General features: G+C 66.0%; 16 protein-coding genes and 1 pseudogene. 7 read left to right on the top strand and 10 right to left on the bottom strand.

Annotation, left to right across the window (positions count from 1 at the left end):
• Positions 1 to 36 precede the first annotated feature (36 nt).
• Complete coding sequence (locus U1739_RS19060) at positions 37 to 1482, top strand: glycosyltransferase family protein (RefSeq protein WP_332710181.1); 1446 nt, start codon at positions 37 to 39, stop codon at positions 1480 to 1482.
• Here the strand turns inward: U1739_RS19060 and U1739_RS19055 are convergent.
• The 8 genes from U1739_RS19055 to U1739_RS19020 all read right to left on the bottom strand — a co-directional run bounded on the left by U1739_RS19055 (position 1475) and on the right by U1739_RS19020 (position 8441).
• Entirely contained in the window at positions 1475 to 2293 is an 819-nt protein-coding gene (locus U1739_RS19055; protein WP_332710180.1) for a hypothetical protein, read from the bottom strand. The genes U1739_RS19060 and U1739_RS19055 overlap by 8 nt on opposite strands.
• Positions 2290 to 3627, bottom strand: a complete 1338-nt coding sequence (locus U1739_RS19050; RefSeq protein ID WP_332710179.1) for a lipopolysaccharide biosynthesis protein — start codon at positions 3625 to 3627, stop codon at positions 2290 to 2292. Before U1739_RS19050 ends, U1739_RS19055 begins: the two co-directional genes overlap by 4 nt.
• Complete coding sequence (locus U1739_RS19045; RefSeq protein WP_332710178.1) at positions 3624 to 4289, bottom strand: nucleoside/nucleotide kinase family protein; 666 nt, start codon at positions 4287 to 4289, stop codon at positions 3624 to 3626. The genes U1739_RS19050 and U1739_RS19045 overlap by 4 nt, the downstream gene beginning before the upstream one ends.
• A 34-nt stretch (positions 4290 to 4323) precedes the next feature.
• Entirely contained in the window at positions 4324 to 4998 is a 675-nt protein-coding gene (locus tag U1739_RS19040; RefSeq protein WP_332710177.1) for a nucleoside/nucleotide kinase family protein, read from the bottom strand.
• Between the two features lie 32 nt (positions 4999 to 5030).
• Positions 5031 to 5510, bottom strand: a complete 480-nt coding sequence (locus U1739_RS19035; protein WP_332710176.1) for a DUF2141 domain-containing protein — start codon at positions 5508 to 5510, stop codon at positions 5031 to 5033.
• Between the two features lie 37 nt (positions 5511 to 5547).
• Positions 5548 to 6003 carry a MaoC family dehydratase gene (locus tag U1739_RS19030; protein WP_332710175.1) on the bottom strand — a complete coding sequence of 152 codons (456 nt, stop codon included), beginning with the start codon at positions 6001 to 6003 and terminating at the stop codon, positions 5548 to 5550.
• A 120-nt stretch (positions 6004 to 6123) separates the two neighbouring features.
• Positions 6124 to 7980 (bottom strand): acetyl/propionyl/methylcrotonyl-CoA carboxylase subunit alpha, encoded by a 1857-nt coding sequence (locus U1739_RS19025; RefSeq protein WP_332710174.1) that lies wholly within the window; start codon positions 7978 to 7980, stop codon positions 6124 to 6126.
• 2 nt (positions 7981 to 7982) lie between these two features.
• Positions 7983 to 8441, bottom strand: coding sequence for a nuclear transport factor 2 family protein (locus U1739_RS19020; RefSeq protein WP_332710173.1), 459 nt, complete (start codon positions 8439 to 8441; stop codon positions 7983 to 7985).
• Positions 8442 to 8598: 157 nt separating this feature from the next.
• On the opposite strand from U1739_RS19020, the pseudogene U1739_RS19015 reads away from it, so the two are divergent.
• Positions 8599 to 8928 (top strand): annotated as a pseudogene (locus U1739_RS19015) (GIY-YIG nuclease family protein).
• A gap of 43 nt (positions 8929 to 8971) precedes the next feature.
• Here U1739_RS19015 and U1739_RS19010 read toward each other — a convergent pair.
• Both U1739_RS19010 and U1739_RS19005 read right to left on the bottom strand, forming a co-directional pair.
• The gene (locus tag U1739_RS19010) at positions 8972 to 10588 is read right to left on the bottom strand and encodes a carboxyl transferase domain-containing protein (RefSeq protein WP_332710172.1); all 1617 of its coding nucleotides are present in this window, start codon (positions 10586 to 10588) and stop codon (positions 8972 to 8974) included.
• 162 nt (positions 10589 to 10750) lie between these two features.
• Positions 10751 to 11917 carry an isovaleryl-CoA dehydrogenase gene (locus U1739_RS19005; RefSeq protein ID WP_332710171.1) on the bottom strand — a complete coding sequence of 389 codons (1167 nt, stop codon included), beginning with the start codon at positions 11915 to 11917 and terminating at the stop codon, positions 10751 to 10753.
• Positions 11918 to 12073: 156 nt separating this feature from the next.
• Between U1739_RS19005 and U1739_RS19000 the strand changes: the two genes are divergently transcribed.
• The 5 genes from U1739_RS19000 to U1739_RS18980 all read left to right on the top strand — a co-directional run bounded on the left by U1739_RS19000 (position 12074) and on the right by U1739_RS18980 (position 17610).
• Positions 12074 to 12337 carry a DksA/TraR family C4-type zinc finger protein gene (locus U1739_RS19000; RefSeq protein ID WP_332710170.1) on the top strand — a complete coding sequence of 88 codons (264 nt, stop codon included), beginning with the start codon at positions 12074 to 12076 and terminating at the stop codon, positions 12335 to 12337.
• 229 nt (positions 12338 to 12566) lie between these two features.
• Positions 12567 to 14825, top strand: coding sequence for a UDP-galactopyranose mutase (gene glf, locus U1739_RS18995; protein ID WP_332710169.1), 2259 nt, complete (start codon positions 12567 to 12569; stop codon positions 14823 to 14825).
• The gene (locus U1739_RS18990) at positions 14822 to 16369 is read left to right on the top strand and encodes a hypothetical protein (protein ID WP_332710168.1); all 1548 of its coding nucleotides are present in this window, start codon (positions 14822 to 14824) and stop codon (positions 16367 to 16369) included. The genes glf and U1739_RS18990 overlap by 4 nt, the downstream gene beginning before the upstream one ends.
• A gap of 93 nt (positions 16370 to 16462) precedes the next feature.
• Positions 16463 to 17110, top strand: coding sequence for a PepSY-associated TM helix domain-containing protein (locus U1739_RS18985; RefSeq protein WP_443025613.1), 648 nt, complete (start codon positions 16463 to 16465; stop codon positions 17108 to 17110).
• An 11-nt stretch (positions 17111 to 17121) separates the two neighbouring features.
• Positions 17122 to 17610, top strand: a complete 489-nt coding sequence (locus U1739_RS18980; RefSeq protein WP_332710167.1) for a DUF2271 domain-containing protein — start codon at positions 17122 to 17124, stop codon at positions 17608 to 17610.
• Positions 17611 to 17622: the final 12 nt, after the last annotated feature.

Here is a 17622-nt window from a genome sequence, read left to right as displayed (position 1 = left end):
TTCCGCAAGCGGTGAAAATGTCGCTAAGGCCAATCAATGTCTTCGAGATTTCCCGACCACGCCGGCATGATCGGAGCGACCGATCGCCGCGACACGCGCCTCCTGCTGCTGGGCGTCTTGCTGATCGTGGCGCTGATCCTCGGCCGTTTATGGTGGCTGCCGGCCCCGGCGCCGCTGAGCGTCAACGAAGGCTGGAATGCCGGACATGTGGTCCGCACGTTCGGCGCCGCGGCGCTCTATCCCGATCCCGAATCGCTCATCGCGAACAATTATCCGCCACTGTCTTTCCTGCTGGTCGGCTGGCTCGCGGCCCTCACCGGCGACGCCATCATCGCCGGACGGCTGCTAGCGGTGCTCGCGCAACTCGCCAGCGGCCTGGCGGTGTTGGCGATCGTCGGACGGCTGGCGCCGGGGCGGCGCTGGCAGATCGCCGGGCTGCTGTTGTTCGGGGCCTATTCGGTCACGCTGTTGCGCACCTATGTGGCGATCAACGATCCGCAATGGCTGGGCGATGCGGCGATGGTGTGGGGCGTGTTCTTCCTCGTGCCACGCCGCAGCGGACAGCCGCCGAGCCTGCGGAGCATCGCGATCGCCGCCGCGCTGATGGTCGCCGGCGAGCTGATCAAGCACAATCTGGTGGCCTTTCCGATCGCGGTGACCTTGTGGCTGGCGCTGTTCGAGCGCCGCGCCTTGCTAGCCTGGATCGCGTTCGGCGCGGTGTTCGCGGCGATCGCCTGCGCCGGCGTGTACACTATCTGGGGGGCAATGGCGTTCATCGACGTACTCGCCCCCGCGCGCAGCTACTCGCTGGTGCGCATGCTGGCCAAGGGCGGGCCGCTGTTACTGGCGATGCTGCCGGTGGTGATCGCCTGCCGCCCGTTGCTGGCACACTGGCGGGCCGACCGCCGGCTGGCGCTGCCGATCGTGCTGCTGGCAGTGGCGATCCCGCTCGGCATCGTGCAGCGCGCGGGCAGCGGGGTGGACGTCAACGCCTTCTTCGAAACGGTGATCGCGCTGGCCATTGCGGTGCCGGTAGCAACTGCGTTGCGGCCGCGCCCGTCCCTTGCCTGGATCGGAATCAGCGTGGTCCCGGCCTTGTGCCTGGTGCCGCTTGCCGCCACCGCCAATTTGCGCGAGCTCCGCGACCGCGACATGGCGGTGCGCAACGCGGCCCCGATGATCGCCGCGATCCGTAGCGCCGCCGGGCCGGTGGCGTGCGACGATCAGGCCTATTGCTATTGGGCCGGGCGCGAGAGCGGAATCGACTTTTTCTCGGTTAAACAGCGATTGCTGCACGGCAAAGCCGCCGCGCTGGCGCCCGCCCTGGCCGAAGGGCGGTTTGCGATGATCCAGATGCGCGGGCACAATCCGGGCTGGCAGGAGAACCTGCTGATCCCGGCCATCCGGTCGCATTATCGGACCGTCTACGCCAAGGATGGGATCGAGCTGTTGGTGCCCAAGCGGCAAGAGCAATTTAGGTAGGGTAGCGATCGACCAATGCAGTCAATCGCGCCCGGATATCTGGCGGGAAGGCGAAGGTCTCGCGCGCATAATCGAGCTCGCCGCTGACTTTGCGCAGCACCAGACCGTCATGATATTGCCCCATCAGCCCGTTGATCGCGCTGAGATAGCGCGACATGGCCAAATGTTCGTCGGCGGCATGGATCGAGCGCATATCGTCGTGAAACGACACCTGGCGGCTGACGATCTTCCGCGCGACATGGAATTTGTGGCCGGTGATCGTGTCCGTCGCCAGCATGCCGCGCAATTCCGCGATCTGGGCCAGCGTAAAGCGCCGGAAGTCGGCACTGTCGCTCGGCTTCATCCGAGCGATCTCTCGCTTGAGCACGACCAACGGCACGCGCGCTAGCAACAGCCGCAGCACTGCCGCTTGCCGGGCCACCGCGCCGCGCCGACCACCCCGGAACGCATCCTGCAAATGCCCCATCGACGTGGTGACCGCCTTGAACGTCGCCGGGCAGCGATGCTCGGCGCCGTACAAGACGAAGGCGAAGCGCAGATGCTTGAACTTGGCGCGGATGTGCTTGAACCACAGCTGCTCGATGGCGTCGATCGCGCCGTCGCGACCGAGCCGAGTCGCCAGGGCGATCAGCGCCTCGCGGTCGAAGCCCGTCTCCCATAATTGCCGGGAAAGCGCGAAACCATCGGCCAGATGGCCGGTGGGATAATCGACGCGGATCGTCGCCGGCAGCTCGACCGCCGCATCAACCACGTCGTTGACCAGGATCGCCGCGAATAGCGCGTCGAGCTGTGCTGGCGAGAAGCCGCTCATGCCGGCTCGACCTTGACCGGGGGCCAGGGCAATTTTGCGCGCTGGCGATAGGCCATCAGCGTCGGCACCAGCATGCACAAGGCGACCGCGACGCTGCCGAGCAGATAGGCCAACCCTGCCCCGTTTAGCCCGAACCGCTGCGTGAGGATCGCGAGCAAGGTGAGATAGGCGGCGACCGCGGCGACCTGCGCGACCAGCGCCGCGCCCTGCCGGCCGGCCATGTACAGCAGCGATTCGAGCGGGAAGGTTGCCATCTGGATCGCCAACGAGAAGACCATCAGCTTGAGCAAATCATAGGCCGGCAGATATTTCTGCCCGAAGGCGAAGGCGATCAGCGGCTTCCCGCCGAGCAGGACCACCGCGACCACGACCAGCCCCAAGCCGCCAGCGAGCAGGCCCGTGCGCACGCCCAACAGCCATGGGCGCGACTCGCGCGGATCGAGCCGCATGATCTCGGGATAATAGCCTTTGCGCAGCAGATCGGCAGGCTTGGTCGCCGAATCGAGCAAGGTGCTGGCGATCTTGTACAGGCCGGCGGCGACCGGCCCGAGGATCGTGGCGACGACGAGATTGCTGAGTGGGCCCCAGGCGGCATAGACCGAATGCGCGGCATTGGTGGTCCACACGAACTTCCACGCCTCGGGCAGGCGCCGGACGACGCCGAACATGCCGGGGCGAAGCGCGCCGAGCATCCCGCGCCGCTTCAATTCGCGGACCGCAAAGCCCCAAAGTGCTAGATCACCGAGCAGATCGGCGACGTACCAAGCGAGGACGAACCCCGGCAGGCCGAAGCCGCCGAAATAGGCGATCGCCGCGCCACCGCCGCGCAGGAACGGGGTCACCACCTGTTGCTGCGCGATGAGATCAAACCGGTCGAGCACGCGGAGCGATCCGGTGGCAGTGGCCTCGGTCATCGTCGGGATTAGGGTGCAATAAGCGATGGCGATCCACAGATAGTCGCCGCCGATGCCGAAATAGCCGGCCAGGAGCGGCAGCAGCGCCATCGCCCCGATCATGCCGACAAGGCCACTGGCGAGATCGAGCCCGAAGGCGAAGCGGATCACGTCGCGCGCTTGCTTGTCGTCGCCATGGTGCAAAGCGGGCGTGGCGTAGCGCACGATATATTGCCAGGTCTGGAACTTGACCAAGCCGCCCGCGCCGCTGGCATAGGTGTGGATGATCATCAGTACGCCGAATTGCGTCAGCGACAGGCCGCGCCCGGCACAGGCCAGCGCTACCAGCCCGAGCAAGGCGCCGACCAATTTGCCCGACGCGAGATAGCCGGCGTTGCGCAGCACCGTGCGGAAAACGCCGTCGGCAAACCAATGCTTCACCAGCCGAGCGTTTCGCTGATCGCCGCCTTGGCCTGTTCGATGACCAGTTCCAGCGGTTGCGTGGAATCAAGATCGACGATTTTGGCGCCGTTGAAGGTCAGGCGCGGGACGTCGGCGATCTTGGTGGCGAGCGACGAGGGGCGGTGGTCCGGTTTGCGAGCGAGCGCCGTGGGCAGGTCGACATTGAGACGGATGACCAGATCGGGGCGATACTGCTCCATCCACTCGTAATGCGCGCGTTCGCGCCTGGCCAGGCGGCCGGGCAGGCCGGCGCCCGCCTTGGCCAGGCCGAGCCCGTCCATCGGGCCGGGGACGGCGGTCTGCGGGAAGCGATCGGCAAGGATCGCGACGCCGCGCGCCCGTGCCGCGAGCATCTTCTTGAAGCGGCGCACGCGGCGCATCGAGAAGGCGTAGATGATCGTGGCGGTGAACGCGGTCGGGCCGCCACCCTTCTTCGCCCCGCCGGATTGCTTGACGATGGTCTTGTCCAGCTTTCCGCCGATCAGCGGCCAGCGGGCGATCGTGCGACCGATATTGCCGGTCTGCTTGCCGAGATGGTGCAATTCGGTCGGCTGGCGCTGGTTCATCCAGGCGAGCAAGGCTTCGCCGACGGTCGACTTGCCCGATCCGTCCGAGCCCACGATCGCGATGAGCGGCGCCATGCTTGTTCTTCCGTAGCGCGGGCGGGTCCGCGGGTCAGCCAATGACGGCGCGAATTTCATCCAGCGCGCGCTGCCGGACCTGCGCATAGGGCGCGCGCGAGTCGAGATCAACGATCGGTGCGTCGTTGAAGCGCAGCAATGGCGTGACGGCAACCTTCTGGCGCAGCAGGTCGATATCATGCTCGGGTTTGCGCGCGTGCGCGGTTTCGGCATCGATGTTGAGCCGCAGGACGAGCGTGGGCCGGTGGCTGGCCATCCACTCGTAGAGCCGGCGTTCGCGGGCGGCGAGCCAGGCGACGGGCGCGCTGTTGGCGGCGGCGGCGGAGAGGCCGGGGCCGTCGTAGAAACCAGGCACGTCGATCTGCGGATAGCGATCGGTGATCACCGTGACGCCCTGCCGGCGCAGCGCCAGGACCTGTAGGAACCGGCGACGGCGCAGCAGCGAGAAATTGTAGATTACCAAAGCGGTGGCGAGACCGGGGATGCGCTCGCCCTTGGTGCGCGTCTGCTTGCCCTTGCGCGCGAGGCGAGTTTCGAGCGCCGGGCCGATCAGCGGCCAGCGTTTGATACGCTCGCCGATCGCGCCGGAGCCGAGACCGAGATAGCGCGTGGCGACGGGGCGTTCGGCGGCCAGCGTCGCGACTATATCGGCGGCCAGCGTGGATTTGCCCGAGCCGTCACAGCCGATGATCGCGATCAGTGGCGCCATGCCCCCTGCCCTGTCGCCGCCGCGCACGATCGTCAATCGGCAGCGACCGGCTTGAACGATCCGCCCTGCAGGTATTTGAGCTGGATCGCGACGGCCGTGGGGCCGTTGCCGACGCGGATCTGGGTGATCGCCGGGCTCGGCTTGCGTTTAAAGATCACGTCCATCAGCCCGATATCGGGATTGCCAGACGTGCCGCCGCCATCGGCACGGTCGGTCTTGCCGTTGCCGTTGACGTCGTGGCGGACATCCACCGCATAGACGCCGGGCCGCGGCGCCGCGACGCAGATCGTTACCGCGCCGCCGCGCGGCGTGGCGATTTCGGTGCGGACCAAGACCTGCTTCTTGTCGAAATAGGTCGCCGTGGACCCGCCGAACAAGCGTACCCGCACCTGCCCGGTGCGATTCTTGAAGCCGGTGATCTTGACCAGCACGGGGTGTTGCGTGCCCGGGGCACATTGCGCCGCGGCGGGGCCGGATTGGACGGCAAGCAGCGCCAGCATTGGTAAAATCATCATGCGGCTCCTTGCCCGATCGCAGCTTGCGCCAGCCTTAACCGACGGGCGCGCGCAACAACAGCGCGCTGCGCAGGCACTGGCAGACGATCTGATCGCGCTGGTTGATCAGCCGGTGGGTGAAAGTGACGATGCCGGCATTGGGGCGCGATTTGCTGTCCTTCAGATCGGTTACCTCGGTTTCGGCGCGCATCGTATCCCCGATGAACACCGGGCTCGGGTGGACCAGCTTGTCATAGCCGAGATTGGCGACGAGCGTGCCGAGCGTGGTGTCCCCGACAGACAGGCCGACCATCAGCGCGAAGGTGAAGGTGCCGTTGACGAGGATCTGGCCGAACTCGCTTTTCGCTGCCGCTTCGGCGTCGAGATGCAGCGGTTGCGGGTTGTGCGTCATGGTGGAGAACAGGAGATTGTCGGTTTCGGTGACGGTGCGGCGGATTTCGTGCGTGATTTGGTCGCCGATGGTCCATTCGTCGTAATATCTACCAGCCATCGGCCATTCCTTTCATCCTGTCCTCACCCTTCCCACGGCCAAGTGGCGGCGGGCCCCTTCCCTCTCCCGTCGGGAGAGGGAAAAGACGCCGAAGGCGGCGAAGGGTGAGGACATGGGTCGTTACTCCGCGGTCGCGATCTTCACCAGAACCGCGCCTTCGGACACCTGCCCGCCGATCACCGCCGCCAGCGTCTCGACCGTGCCGTCGAACGGGGCGACGAGGCTATGCTCCATCTTCATCGCCTCCAAAGTAACGAGCTTCTGGCCCTTGGTGACGGCATCGCCGGCGGCGACATCGACCGCAATGATGCGCCCGGGCATGGGCGAGAGGATCGCGCCGTCCCCGGCGGTGCCGGCAGCCGTGCCGCGCGGTTGAGCGAGGCGATACCCGCGGCCTTCGCCAAGGAAGAAGCTGATCACCTCATCCTGCGGCGGGCCGTCGTCGATCATCAGATCGGTGACGACATGCACTTGGCCGGCATCGTCGACGATGCGCGCCTCGGCGCGCGGCGCGGCATTGAGGCGCAAGCCGATCGCGCCCTCCCACACGCCGCGCACCGGGCGGGCGGCAAGCGCTGCCGCCGCCTCGCGCAGATGGCTCTCCTCTGGCGGCGGCGGGATGGTCAGCGCCTCGCCGCGACGCTCGATCAGCCCGGTATCGAGCGCGCCGCTGCGGAAGTCCTGGTCGAGGCAAAGACGCGCGAGGAAGCCGGCATTGGTGCGTACGGGCCATACTTCGACATCGCTGATCGCCTCCCACAATTCATCGATCGCGGCGGACCGACTGGGCTCGTGGACGATGATCTTGGCAATCATCGGATCGTAGAACGGGGAGACCTCCCCGCCCTCCTCGACGGCGCTTTCGAGCCGCGCGAAGCTTGGCAGCAGAAGATGCTCGAGCACGCCGGTCGAGGGCAGAAAGCCAGTGGCAGGGTTTTCGGCGTACAACCGCGCTTCCATCGCCCAGCCATCGATCGCCAGCTCGTCCTGCCGCTTTGGTAGCACCTCCCCACTGGCCACGCGCAGCTGCCATTCGACCAGATCCTGCCCGGTAATCTCCTCGGTCACCGGATGCTCGACCTGCAGCCGTGTGTTCATTTCCATGAACCAGATGCGATCGGCGCGCAGGCCGTCGCTCGCGTCGGCAATGAATTCGATCGTGCCCGCGCCGACATAGTCTACCGCCTTGGCCGCCTTGACCGCGGCGTCGCAGATCGCCGCGCGCGTAGCCTTGTCCATGCCGGGCGCGGGGGCTTCCTCGATCACTTTCTGGTGGCGGCGCTGCAGGCTGCAGTCGCGCTCGAACAGGTGGACGACGTTGCCGTGGGTGTCGCCGAACACCTGGACTTCGATGTGACGCGGCGAGAGAATGTATTTCTCGATCAGCACGTCCGTATTGCCGAAGCTGGAGGCGGCCTCGCGCTGGCACGAAACGAGCGCGTCGGCGAAATCGGCTGCATCATCGACGCGGCGCATGCCCTTGCCGCCGCCGCCAGCGACCGCCTTGATCAGCACGGGGTAGCCGATCTTGGCCGCTTCCGCTTCCAGCCGTTCGGGCGACTGGTCGGCGCCGAGATAGCCGGGGGTGACGGGAACGCCGGCGGCGATCATACGCTCCTTCGCCGCGTCCTTGAGCCCCATGGCGCGGATGCTGTCGGGGTTGGGGCCGACCCAGATTAGGCCGGCGTCGAGCACCGCCTGTGCGAAATCGGCATTCTCGCTGAGAAAACCGTAGCCGGGATGGATCGCTTCCGCGCCGGTCGCGCGCGCGGCGGCGATGATCTTGTCGCCGACCAGATAGCTCTCGCGCGCCGGGCTGGGGCCGATATGCACCGCTTCGTCGGCTTGCCGCACATGCAATGCCTTGGCATCGGCATCGGAATAGACCGCGATCGTGCGGATGCCCATCGCCTGCGCGGTGCGGATGATGCGGCAGGCGATCTCGCCGCGATTGGCGATGAGCAGCGACGCGATCATGCTTAGCCCTCGCAGCCGGTGCGCGCGGAATAGGTGATGTTGGCGATCTTCCAGCGACCGCCGTCGCGGACCAGATCGACATGATCATAGCCGCAATGCACGATCTTGCCGTCGACGCGGAAATCGTAGCGCCCCCAGACCATGGCGACATCGCCATCGATCTCGATCGCGGGATCGTACAGCCGTTCCTCGTATCGTTGGGGGCCGGGCGTGATCGACGCGGCCCAGGCGGGCCAGGCGCGGCGGGTGATCTTGGTGCCGTCGGCGGCGATGACGCCACCATCGGGCAGGACGTGGGGCAGCACGGCCTGCCCGTCACGCGCGGCGATCGCGGCGAAGAGCGCGTTGACCGGGGCCATGACGGCGGCCTCCTCCGCGCCGGGGGGCGGCAGGCCAGTGCCTTTGGGCATCGGCTGGATCGGCGTGGTCTGGGCGAGGAGGAGCGCGAGGATCAGGGGCATGGGTTACTTCCTAATGCCTCCCCCAAGGGGGAGGGGGGACCGTTTGCCTGTTCCGGCAAAGGGTGGAGGGGCAGCGATTGGATCATGCCATCTTACCGTCATGCTGAACTTGTTTCAGCATCCACCGCGCGGCATGTTCAGACTGGGAGAGTGCGCGATGCCCAAGCAGCCCTGCGTCTACATGCTCGCCAACGGCCGAAACGGTGCGATCTATATCGGGGTGACGTCGCACCTGCTGGCGCGACTGTATCAACATCGTTCGGGTCAGATTGCCGGCTTTACCGCACGCTACGGCATATGCCGGCTGGTCTGGTTCGAAATGTTTGCCGACATGCCCACGGCGATCGCACGAGAGAAGCAGCTGAAGCGGTGGCATCGCGACTGAAAGATGAACCTTATCGAGCGCGACAATCCCGATTGGGACGATCTCGCGGTGGGTCTGGGACTGGAACCGATGCGTTCGCCCTCGCTGCGCGGTGGATCCTGAAACGAGTTCAGGATGACGAGCATGGTGGGGCATCCTCATCGCATCACATCCGGAACACGCCGAACGCGGGGCGTTCGGGGATCGGGGCGTTTAACGTGGCGGCGAAGGCCAGGCCGAGCACATCTCTCGTTTGCGCGGGGTCGATGATGCCGTCGTCCCATAGCCGCGCGGTGGCGTACCAGGGATTGCCTTCGTCTTCGTATTTCTGGCGCACCGGGGCCTTGAACGCTTCGGCGTCCGCCGCGCTCCAGTTTTCCGCATCGCGGTGGACGGTGGCGAGGACGGACGCGGCCTGTTCGCCGCCCATCACGCTGATGCGCGAGTTGGGCCAGCTGAACAGGAAGCGCGGCGAATAGGCCCGCCCGCACATGCCGTAATTGCCCGCGCCGAAGCTGCCGCCGATCAGCACGGTGATCTTGGGCACGGTGGCGGTGGCGACCGCGGTGACGAGTTTGGCGCCGTGCTTGGCGATGCCCTCCGCCTCGTATTTGCCGCCGACCATGAAGCCGGAAATATTCTGCAGGAACAGCAAAGGGATACGCCGCTGGCAGGCAAGCTCGATGAAGTGCGCGCCCTTTTGCGCACTCTCGCTGAACAAGACGCCGTTATTGGCCAGGATCGCGACGGGGATGCCCCAGATATGCGCGAAGCCGCACACCAGGCTGGTGCCGTACAGCGCTTTGAATTCGTGGAATTCGCTGCCGTCGACCAGCCGCGCGATGATCTCGTGCACGTCGTACGGCGCGCGGACGTCGTTCGGCACGATGCCGTACAGCTCCTCGGCATCGAATTTCGGCGGGCGCGGCGCCTGCAGGTTGACGTTGCCACCCACTTGCGGTTGCAGCGTCGAGACGATGTCGCGGACGATGGTCAGCGCGTGTTCGTCATTTTCGGCGACGTGATCGACCACGCCCGAGCGCCGCCCGTGCGTGTCGGCGCCGCCCAGTTCCTCGGCCGAGATCACTTCGCCGGTCGCGGCCTTCACCAGCGGCGGGCCGGCGAGGAAAATCGTGCCCTGGCCGCGCACGATGATCGTCTCGTCGGACATGGCGGGGACATACGCGCCGCCGGCGGTGCAGCTGCCCATCACGCAGGCGATCTGCGGGATGCCCTTCGCGCTCATATTGGCCTGGTTGAAGAAGATGCGGCCGAAATGATCGCGGTCGGGGAACACTTCGGCCTGGTGCGGCAGGTTCGCGCCGCCCGAATCGACCAGGTAGATGCAGGGCAGCATGTTCTGCTCGGCGATCTCCTGTGCGCGGAGGTGTTTTTTGACGGTCAGCGGATAATAGGTGCCACCCTTCACCGTCGCGTCGTTGCACAGGATCATGACCTGGCGACCGGATACGCGGCCGATCCCGGCGATCACGCCAGCGCCGGGGACCCCCTCTCCAGTATTTGGGTCGTCGTACAGGCCGTTCGCCGCGAGTTGGCCGATTTCGAGGAAGGGCGAGCCGGGATCGAGCAGGCGTTCGACGCGGTCACGCGGAAGCAATTTGCCGCGCGCCGTGTGGCGCTCGCGGGATTTTTCGGTGCCGCCGAGCGCCGCCTGGGCGACGTCGGCGTGGAGGCGCGCGGCGAGCGCGCGGTTGTGCTGGGCGTTGGCCTGGAACTGCTCGCTGTCGGGGGAGAGGGTGGTGGTGAGGACGGGGGCGGTCATCTTAATTCCTCCCCCCAAAGGGGGAGGGGGACCGCCCGGCTTCTTCAGCCGGGTGGTGGAGGGGTAGCCACGGAAGGTACCGCTGCTGGGCTACCCCTCCACCATTTGCTGAAGAAGCAAATGGTCCCCCTCCCCCGGTGGGGGAGGAATGAAGAATCGGCATCACTGCGCCACCTTCTCGCTCGCGCCGATCAGCTCGCGGCCGATCAGCATGCGGCGGATTTCGTTGGTGCCGGCGCCGATATCGAGCAGCTTGGCATCGCGGAAATAGCGCTCCACCGGCCAATCCTTGGTATAGCCAGCCCCGCCCAGCGCCTGGATCGCTTCGCCCGCCACCTTTACCGCATTCTCGCTCGCCAGCAGGATCGCGCCGGCCGCATCGAAGCGCGTCGTCCGCCCGGCATCACAGCTCTTGGCCACGGCATAGACATAGGCGCGAGCGGAGTTCAGCGCGACATACATGTCGGCGATCTTGCCCTGCATCAGCTGGAAACCGCCGATCGGTTGCCCGAACTGCTTGCGCTCGCGCACATAGGGCACGACCACGTCGAGGCACGCCTGCATGATGCCGAGCTGGATGCCCGCCAGCACGGTGCGCTCGTAATCGAGACCGCTCATCAGCACGCCGACGCCGCCGTTGATCGGGCCCATGACGTTCTCGTCCGGCACGTCGCAATCATTGAACACCAGTTCGGCGGTGGGCGAGCCGCGCATGCCCATCTTGTCGATCTTCTGGCCGATCGAGAAACCGGGCATGTCCTTGTCGATCAGGAAGGTGGTGATGCCGCGGCTGCCCTCCCCAGTCTTGGCATAGACGACCAGCGTGTCGGCATAGGCCGCATTGGTGATCCAGAATTTGGTGCCGTTGAGCACATATCCCGTATCGGTCTTGTCCGCGCGCAGCCGCATCGAGACGACGTCGGAACCGGCGCCCGCCTCGGACATGGCGAGGCTGCCGACATGTTCGCCCGAGATCAGCTTGGGGAGATATTTGGCCTTCTGCTCGGGATTGGCCCAGCGCGCGATCTGATTGACGCACAGGTTGCTGTGCGCACCGTAGCTGAGGCCGATCGAAGCCGAGGCGCGGCTTACTTCCTCGCAGGCGATGACATGTTCGAGATAGCCGAGGCCGAGGCCGCCATCTTCCTCCGCTACAGTGATGCCATGCAGGCCGAGCGCGCCCATCGCCGGCCACAGCTCGCGCGGGAACCAGTCCTCGGCGTCGATGCGGGCGGCGAGCGGCATGATCTGCTCGGCGGCGAAGCGCTGCGTGGTCTCGCGAATCATGTCCGCATGCTCGCCCAGCGCGAAATCGAAATCGGGGGTCATTACCTCTCCAGCCGCCTCTTGGATCGTGCGGTGGCGTAGCACTAATGCGGCCGGCGGGGAAAATGAAGTGGTTGCGGACGTTACCGTTCCACCGCGCGGAACCGATCGGTTCGCGGCATGGTTATGTCAGTCTCCTTACAATGACGGAAACAAGCCATGGCCGGCGGTTGGGCCCCCGACGGGGCGGTGCAGGATCAGATCGACGATACGATCGCTGACGCCGTGATGAGCGCGCGCGCGCGATTGCCCGCTGGCGAGAGCGAGACGCATTGCGAGGAATGCGGCGACCCGATCCCCGAGCGGCGGCGCGAAGCGGTGCCCGGGGTGCGCACCTGCGTCGCCTGCCAGTCGGCGCGTGACGCCAAGCCGGTCAATGCGGCGATCAACCGACGCGGCAGCAAAGACAGTCAGTTGCGGTGACCTTTTATCCTCCCCGGCGCGGGGAGGGGACCACGAACGGGCGGGGGGTACCGCCCGCCGTTTAATTTTTGGCGGTGATCGAGATCAATGGACGATCCGTAACAGCCCGGTATCGCGGGTCCGGGGCGGGAGAACATAACGGGAGCATCGCGTGCACCATACGACCCTATCGACCCTGTCTTCCGATGCTGCACCCTTGATCTGCTTTTCCCATTTACGCTGGGATTTCGTGATCCAGCGCCCGCAGCATCTGATGCGGCGCTTCGCGCGGGATCGCCGCGTCTATGTGTGGGAGGAACCGATCGGCTGCGATCATCCGCTGCCGTATCTCGAATATCATCCCTTCCCGCAGGACGACGTGATCGCGTTGCGCCCGCGCCTGCCGCATTGGTGGAGTGCGGCGGAACGCGAGACGGGTCTTGCCGCGTTGCTCGACATGTTCGTCGCGAGCAGCCTCACCACGCCGCCGATCCTGTGGTTCTACACGCCGATGATGTTCGGCTTCGCGCAGCACGTGACGGCGGCGGCGGTGGTCTATGATTGCATGGACGAACTGTCGGCATTCAAGTTCGCCGATCCCGCGCTGATCGCGCAGGAAAGCGCGCTGATTGCCCGCGCCGACGTGATGTTCACCGGCGGGCAGAGCTTGTTCGAGGCGAAGAAAGCGCGCCACAACAATATCCGCGCGTTTCCGTCGGCGGTGGATGTAGCGCATTTCGCGACGGCGCGGGGCGCGATTGCCGTGCCGGCCGATCAGGCGACGATCACCGGCCCGATTCTCGGTTTCTACGGCGTGATCGACGAGCGGATCGATCTGGCGCTGATCGACGCGGTGGCCAAGGCGCGGCCGGATTGGTCGCTGGTGCTGATCGGCCCCGTGGCCAAGATCGCGGCGGAAGATCTGCCGCGGCGCGCGAACATCCATTGGCTCGGCGGGCGCGAGTATGACGAGTTGCCGGCGTATCTGGCGGGCTGGGACGCGGCGCTGATGCCGTTTGCCATCAACGCCGCGACGCGCTTCATCAGCCCGACCAAGACACCGGAATATCTGGGGGCCGGTGTGCCGGTCGTGTCGACGCCGATCGTCGATGTCGTGGCGCAATATGGCGATTTGGACGGTGTCGGCATCGCGGCCAACGCGGATGCCTTCGTCGCCGAGTGCGCCCGCGTGCTGGCGCTGCCGGTGCAAGGAGCATGGCGCGACGCCGCCGATGCGGTGATCGCGGACATGTCGTGGGACAAGACCTTTGCCGAAATGAGCGAGATGGTTTCGAGCGCGATCGACAGAAAGCGCCAGCGCGTGGTGCCGGCCAACGACGTGGTGACGGCGCCGGCGATCCGCGCGTCTGACGCACGGCGGGATTACGACGTGCTCGTGGTCGGCGCGGGCTTTGCCGGCGCGACTCTGGCGGAGCGCCTGGCCTCGCAATCGGGCAAGCGCGTGCTGCTGATCGACCGGCGCAAACATGTCGGCGGCAATGCCTATGACGAGCACGACGCGGCGGGGATCCTGATCCATCGCTACGGGCCGCACATCTTCCACACCAATAGCGACGAGATCGTCCAATATCTGTCGAAGTTCACCAAATGGCGCCCGTACGAGCACCGCGTGCTCGCCGCAGTGCGTGACAAATTGCTGCCCATCCCGATCAACCGAACGACGATCAACGGGCTGTATGGGCTGGATCTGCAGGATGACGCGCAGGCCGCCGCGTTCCTGGCGGCGCGCGCCGAACCGCGCGACATCCGCACCTCCGAGGACGTGGTGATCGCCGCGGTCGGGCAGGAACTCTACGAAACCTTCTTCCGCGGCTATACGCGCAAGCAATGGGGGCTGGATCCGAGCGAACTCGACAAATCGGTCACCGCGCGCGTGCCGACGCGGACCTCGATCGACGATCGCTATTTCCTCGATAGCTTCCAGGCGATGCCGCTGGATGGCTATACGCGGATGTTCGGGAATATGGTCGATCACGATCTGATCGATGTCGAACTGGGTGTCGATTTCCGCGATGTGGCGGACCGGGTGACCGTGGGGCATACGATCTTCACCGGGCCGGTCGACGAATATTTCGATCACCGCTTCGGCGCGCTGCCCTATCGTTGCCTCGATTTCCATCACGAGACGCACGACATGGAACAGTTCCAGCCGGTTGCAGTGGTCAATTATCCATCGGAGGATACGCCGTACACGCGCATTACAGAATATAAGCAACTGACCGGGCAAGTGCACAAGCAGACCAGCATCAGCTACGAATATTCCAGCGCCACCGGCAATCCCTATTACCCGATCCCGCGGGCGGACAACCAGGCGGTGTACAAACAGTATGAGGCGCTGGCCGATGCCTTGCCGAACGTAAGCTTCGTTGGGCGGCTGGCGACGTACAAATATTACAATATGGACCAAGTGGTGGGACAGGCGCTGGCGACCTATCGCCGGCTGGCGCCGCGGCTCGGCGTCAATACCGCCGCCGCCGTATCGGTGTGATCGATCCATCGGGGCAGGACGCAGTGCGCGTCCTGTTCGTGCTCGGCCAGTTAGGCGGGACGGCAGAGGTGGAGGTGCGGCGGCTGGCGGCGGCGCTCGATCGATCGCGCTACCGCATCGACGTGCTAGTCTGTTTCCTGCCACCGGGCATGGCGGCGCGGTCGGCCGCGCTGCTCACCGCGACGGGCGTGGCGGTGGACACCACGCCCTATCACCTGTCGTTCGAGGATACCGTGGCCTATCTGGCCAGCACCCTGCCCGGCTATCATGCCGTGGTGGCCCAGCCGGATGTGCCCGATGTCGCGCCCGCGCTGGCGCGGCTGCACCTGCGCCCGACGCTGATCGAGCCTGTCATCGGCCGTACCGTACCGCAATGGACCGCGCTGTTCGACGCTGCCCGGCGCCCGCCCGCCCCTGCCCCCGCGCCCCTTTTCCGGAGCTTCTTCCAGGGCGGGTTCGAATGTTCGACGCATCGCCGCGGGCGCGATCGGGAGCGGGTCGATGTGATCGCCGCAACGGCGCATGACCGACGGGCGCAATCCGATTACGCCCGCTTGCAGGACCATGGCCTGCTGACGGTGCGCGACGGGTTGCGCTGGCATCTGATCGAAACGGCGCCCGGGCGTTACGATTGGTCGAGCCTCGAGCGACAATTGGCCGGTGCGGCGGCGACGGGCACGCAGGTGATCTGGGACCTGCTCCATTATGGCTGGCCGGACGATCTCGACATCTGGACGCCCGATTTCGTCACGCGCTTCGCCGCTTTTGCTGCCGCGGCAGCGCAGCTGATGGGCGCGCGGACGGAGGGCATTTGCTTTTATGCGCCGGTCAACGAAATCTCCTTCCTGTCCTGGGGCGGCGGCGATGTCGGCTATATGAACCCGTTCGGCACCGGCCGCGGGTTCGAACTGAAGGTGCAACTCGCGCGCGCGGCGGTCGCGGCGATGGAGGCGATCCGCCGCAGCGATCCGGCCGCGCGGTTCGTACATGCCGATCCGGTGATCAACATCGCGATCGATCCCGCGCGCCCGCGGGATGCGGCAGCGGCGGAGGGCAATCGGCTGGCACAGTTCCAAGGCTGGGACCTGATCGCCGGCGCGATGTGGCCGCAGATCGGCGGGCGGGCCGATCTGCTGGATATTGTCGGGGTGAATTTCTATCACAACAATCAGTGGATCCATGGCGGCCCGCCGATCGCGCGCGGACATGCGCAGTACAAGCCGTTCCACATGATGTTGGCCGAGACCTATGCCCGCTATGGCCGCCCGATCTTCGTCGCCGAGACGGGGATCGAGGGCGAGGCGCGGCCCGAATGGCTGGCTTATGTCGCCGACGAGGTGGCCAAGGCGATCGCCCTGGGCGTGCCGATGGCCGGGATCTGCCTGTATCCGGTGCTGGATCATCCCGGCTGGGATGATGATCGCTATTGCCCCAACGGCCTGCTGCACCATCACCCGGAAGACGATTCGCGCGACGTCTATGCGCCGCTGGCTGCCGAATTGGCCCGCCAACGGGCGCGTTTTGCCGATCTGGAGGAACAATAAGGGCGGCGGCAGCGGGATGATGCCATTGTTAGTTGACAATGCCTCGCAATAGCGGCTCAAGCGCAGGATCGATCACTCGTCCGGTGAACCGTCATTTCCCAGCCTGCCGCCCCTGCCCTGAAGCCCAAGCCGAAACGCAAATGGCGTAGTTGGTATCTTAAGCAACTGCACACTTGGCATTGGGTGAGTGCGGCGGTGTCGTTGACCGCGATGCTGCTGTTCTCGGTCACCGGCATCACGCTCAACCATGCCGCATCGATCGGCGCGACGCCGGTGGTGGCCAATAAGGAAGCCGTGCTGCCGGCGCCGCTGCTGGCCAGCCTGCCCAAGACACCTGCGGCCAATGCGCCAATGCCCGCGCCGGTCGCCGCGGCGATCAATAAGGCGGTGGGCGTCGATCCGGCCGCCCATGCCGGCGAATGGTCGGACGGCGAAGTCTATGTCGCGTTGCCGCGTCCCGGTGGCGATGCCTGGGTGAGCATCGACCGGACCAGCGGCAAGATCACTGCCGAGACAACCGATCGCGGCTGGATTTCCTATCTCAACGACCTGCACAAGGGCCGCAATGCCGGCACCGCCTGGTTCTGGTTCATCGACCTGTTCGCCGCCGCCTGCATCCTCTTCACGCTGACCGGGCTGCTGCTGCTGCATTTGCATGCGCGGCACCGGCCATCGACCTGGCCGGTTGTCGCGCTGGGCCTGGCCTTGCCCGTGCTGATCGCCATTATCTTCATTCACTAAGGAGCCTGCTGATGCGCCCGATACTGCTGACGTCTTCGATGCTGCTGGCCGGCACGATCGCCGCGCCTGCCCTGGCCGGCACCGTCACCGTGACCATTCCGCGGCTCAGCGTGGCCGAATATCACCGCCCCTATGTCGCGGTGTGGATCGAGCCGGCCGGCGGCGGCGCGGCGCGCACGCTGGCCGTGTGGTACGAGGTCAAGAAAGGCGGCAACGAGCCGGGCACGAAATGGCTGTCCGATCTGCGCGCCTGGTGGCGCAAGGGCGGCCGCAGCCTGACCTTGCCGGCCGATGGCGTGAGCGGCGCGACGCGCGCGCCCGGCCAGTACAGCATCCCCTTGCCCGCCGATCTCAAGCCCGGCGCCTATGTGCTCAACGTCGAGGCGGCGCGCGAGACGGGCGGGCGCGAGCTCGTCTCCGTGCCGCTCAACGTGCCCCGGATCGGCGGCAGCGCCGCCGGCAAGGGCGAGCTCGGTACCGTCACGCTTTCCGCCCGCTGATACAGGAGATCC

It is taken from the genome of Parasphingomonas puruogangriensis, assembly GCF_036663635.1.
Lineage (GTDB): Bacteria > Pseudomonadota > Alphaproteobacteria > Sphingomonadales > Sphingomonadaceae > Sphingomonas.
The sequence above is the reverse complement of the archived record's forward strand: the minus strand, read 5'-3'. Positions and strand labels throughout refer to the sequence as shown.

Excerpts from the sequence above, each read along its gene's own strand:
- U1739_RS19055 (WP_332710180.1), bottom strand. The coding sequence starts at position 2,293 with ATGAGCGGCTTCTCGCCAGCACAGCTCGACGCGCTATTCGCGGCGATC.
- U1739_RS19025 (WP_332710174.1), bottom strand. The coding sequence starts at position 7,980 with ATGATCGCGTCGCTGCTCATCGCCAATCGCGGCGAGATCGCCTGCCGC.
- U1739_RS19010 (WP_332710172.1), bottom strand. The coding sequence starts at position 10,588 with ATGACCGCCCCCGTCCTCACCACCACCCTCTCCCCCGACAGCGAGCAG.
- U1739_RS19035 (WP_332710176.1), bottom strand. The coding sequence starts at position 5,510 with ATGATTTTACCAATGCTGGCGCTGCTTGCCGTCCAATCCGGCCCCGCC.
- U1739_RS19020 (WP_332710173.1), bottom strand. The coding sequence starts at position 8,441 with ATGCCCCTGATCCTCGCGCTCCTCCTCGCCCAGACCACGCCGATCCAG.
- U1739_RS19040 (WP_332710177.1), bottom strand. The coding sequence starts at position 4,998 with ATGGCGCCACTGATCGCGATCATCGGCTGTGACGGCTCGGGCAAATCC.
- U1739_RS19005 (WP_332710171.1), bottom strand. The coding sequence starts at position 11,917 with ATGACCCCCGATTTCGATTTCGCGCTGGGCGAGCATGCGGACATGATT.
- U1739_RS19000 (WP_332710170.1), top strand. The coding sequence starts at position 12,074 with ATGGCCGGCGGTTGGGCCCCCGACGGGGCGGTGCAGGATCAGATCGAC.
- U1739_RS19045 (WP_332710178.1), bottom strand. The coding sequence starts at position 4,289 with ATGGCGCCGCTCATCGCGATCGTGGGCTCGGACGGATCGGGCAAGTCG.
- U1739_RS18980 (WP_332710167.1), top strand. The coding sequence starts at position 17,122 with ATGCGCCCGATACTGCTGACGTCTTCGATGCTGCTGGCCGGCACGATC.
- U1739_RS19030 (WP_332710175.1), bottom strand. The coding sequence starts at position 6,003 with ATGGCTGGTAGATATTACGACGAATGGACCATCGGCGACCAAATCACG.
- U1739_RS19060 (WP_332710181.1), top strand. The coding sequence starts at position 37 with ATGTCTTCGAGATTTCCCGACCACGCCGGCATGATCGGAGCGACCGAT.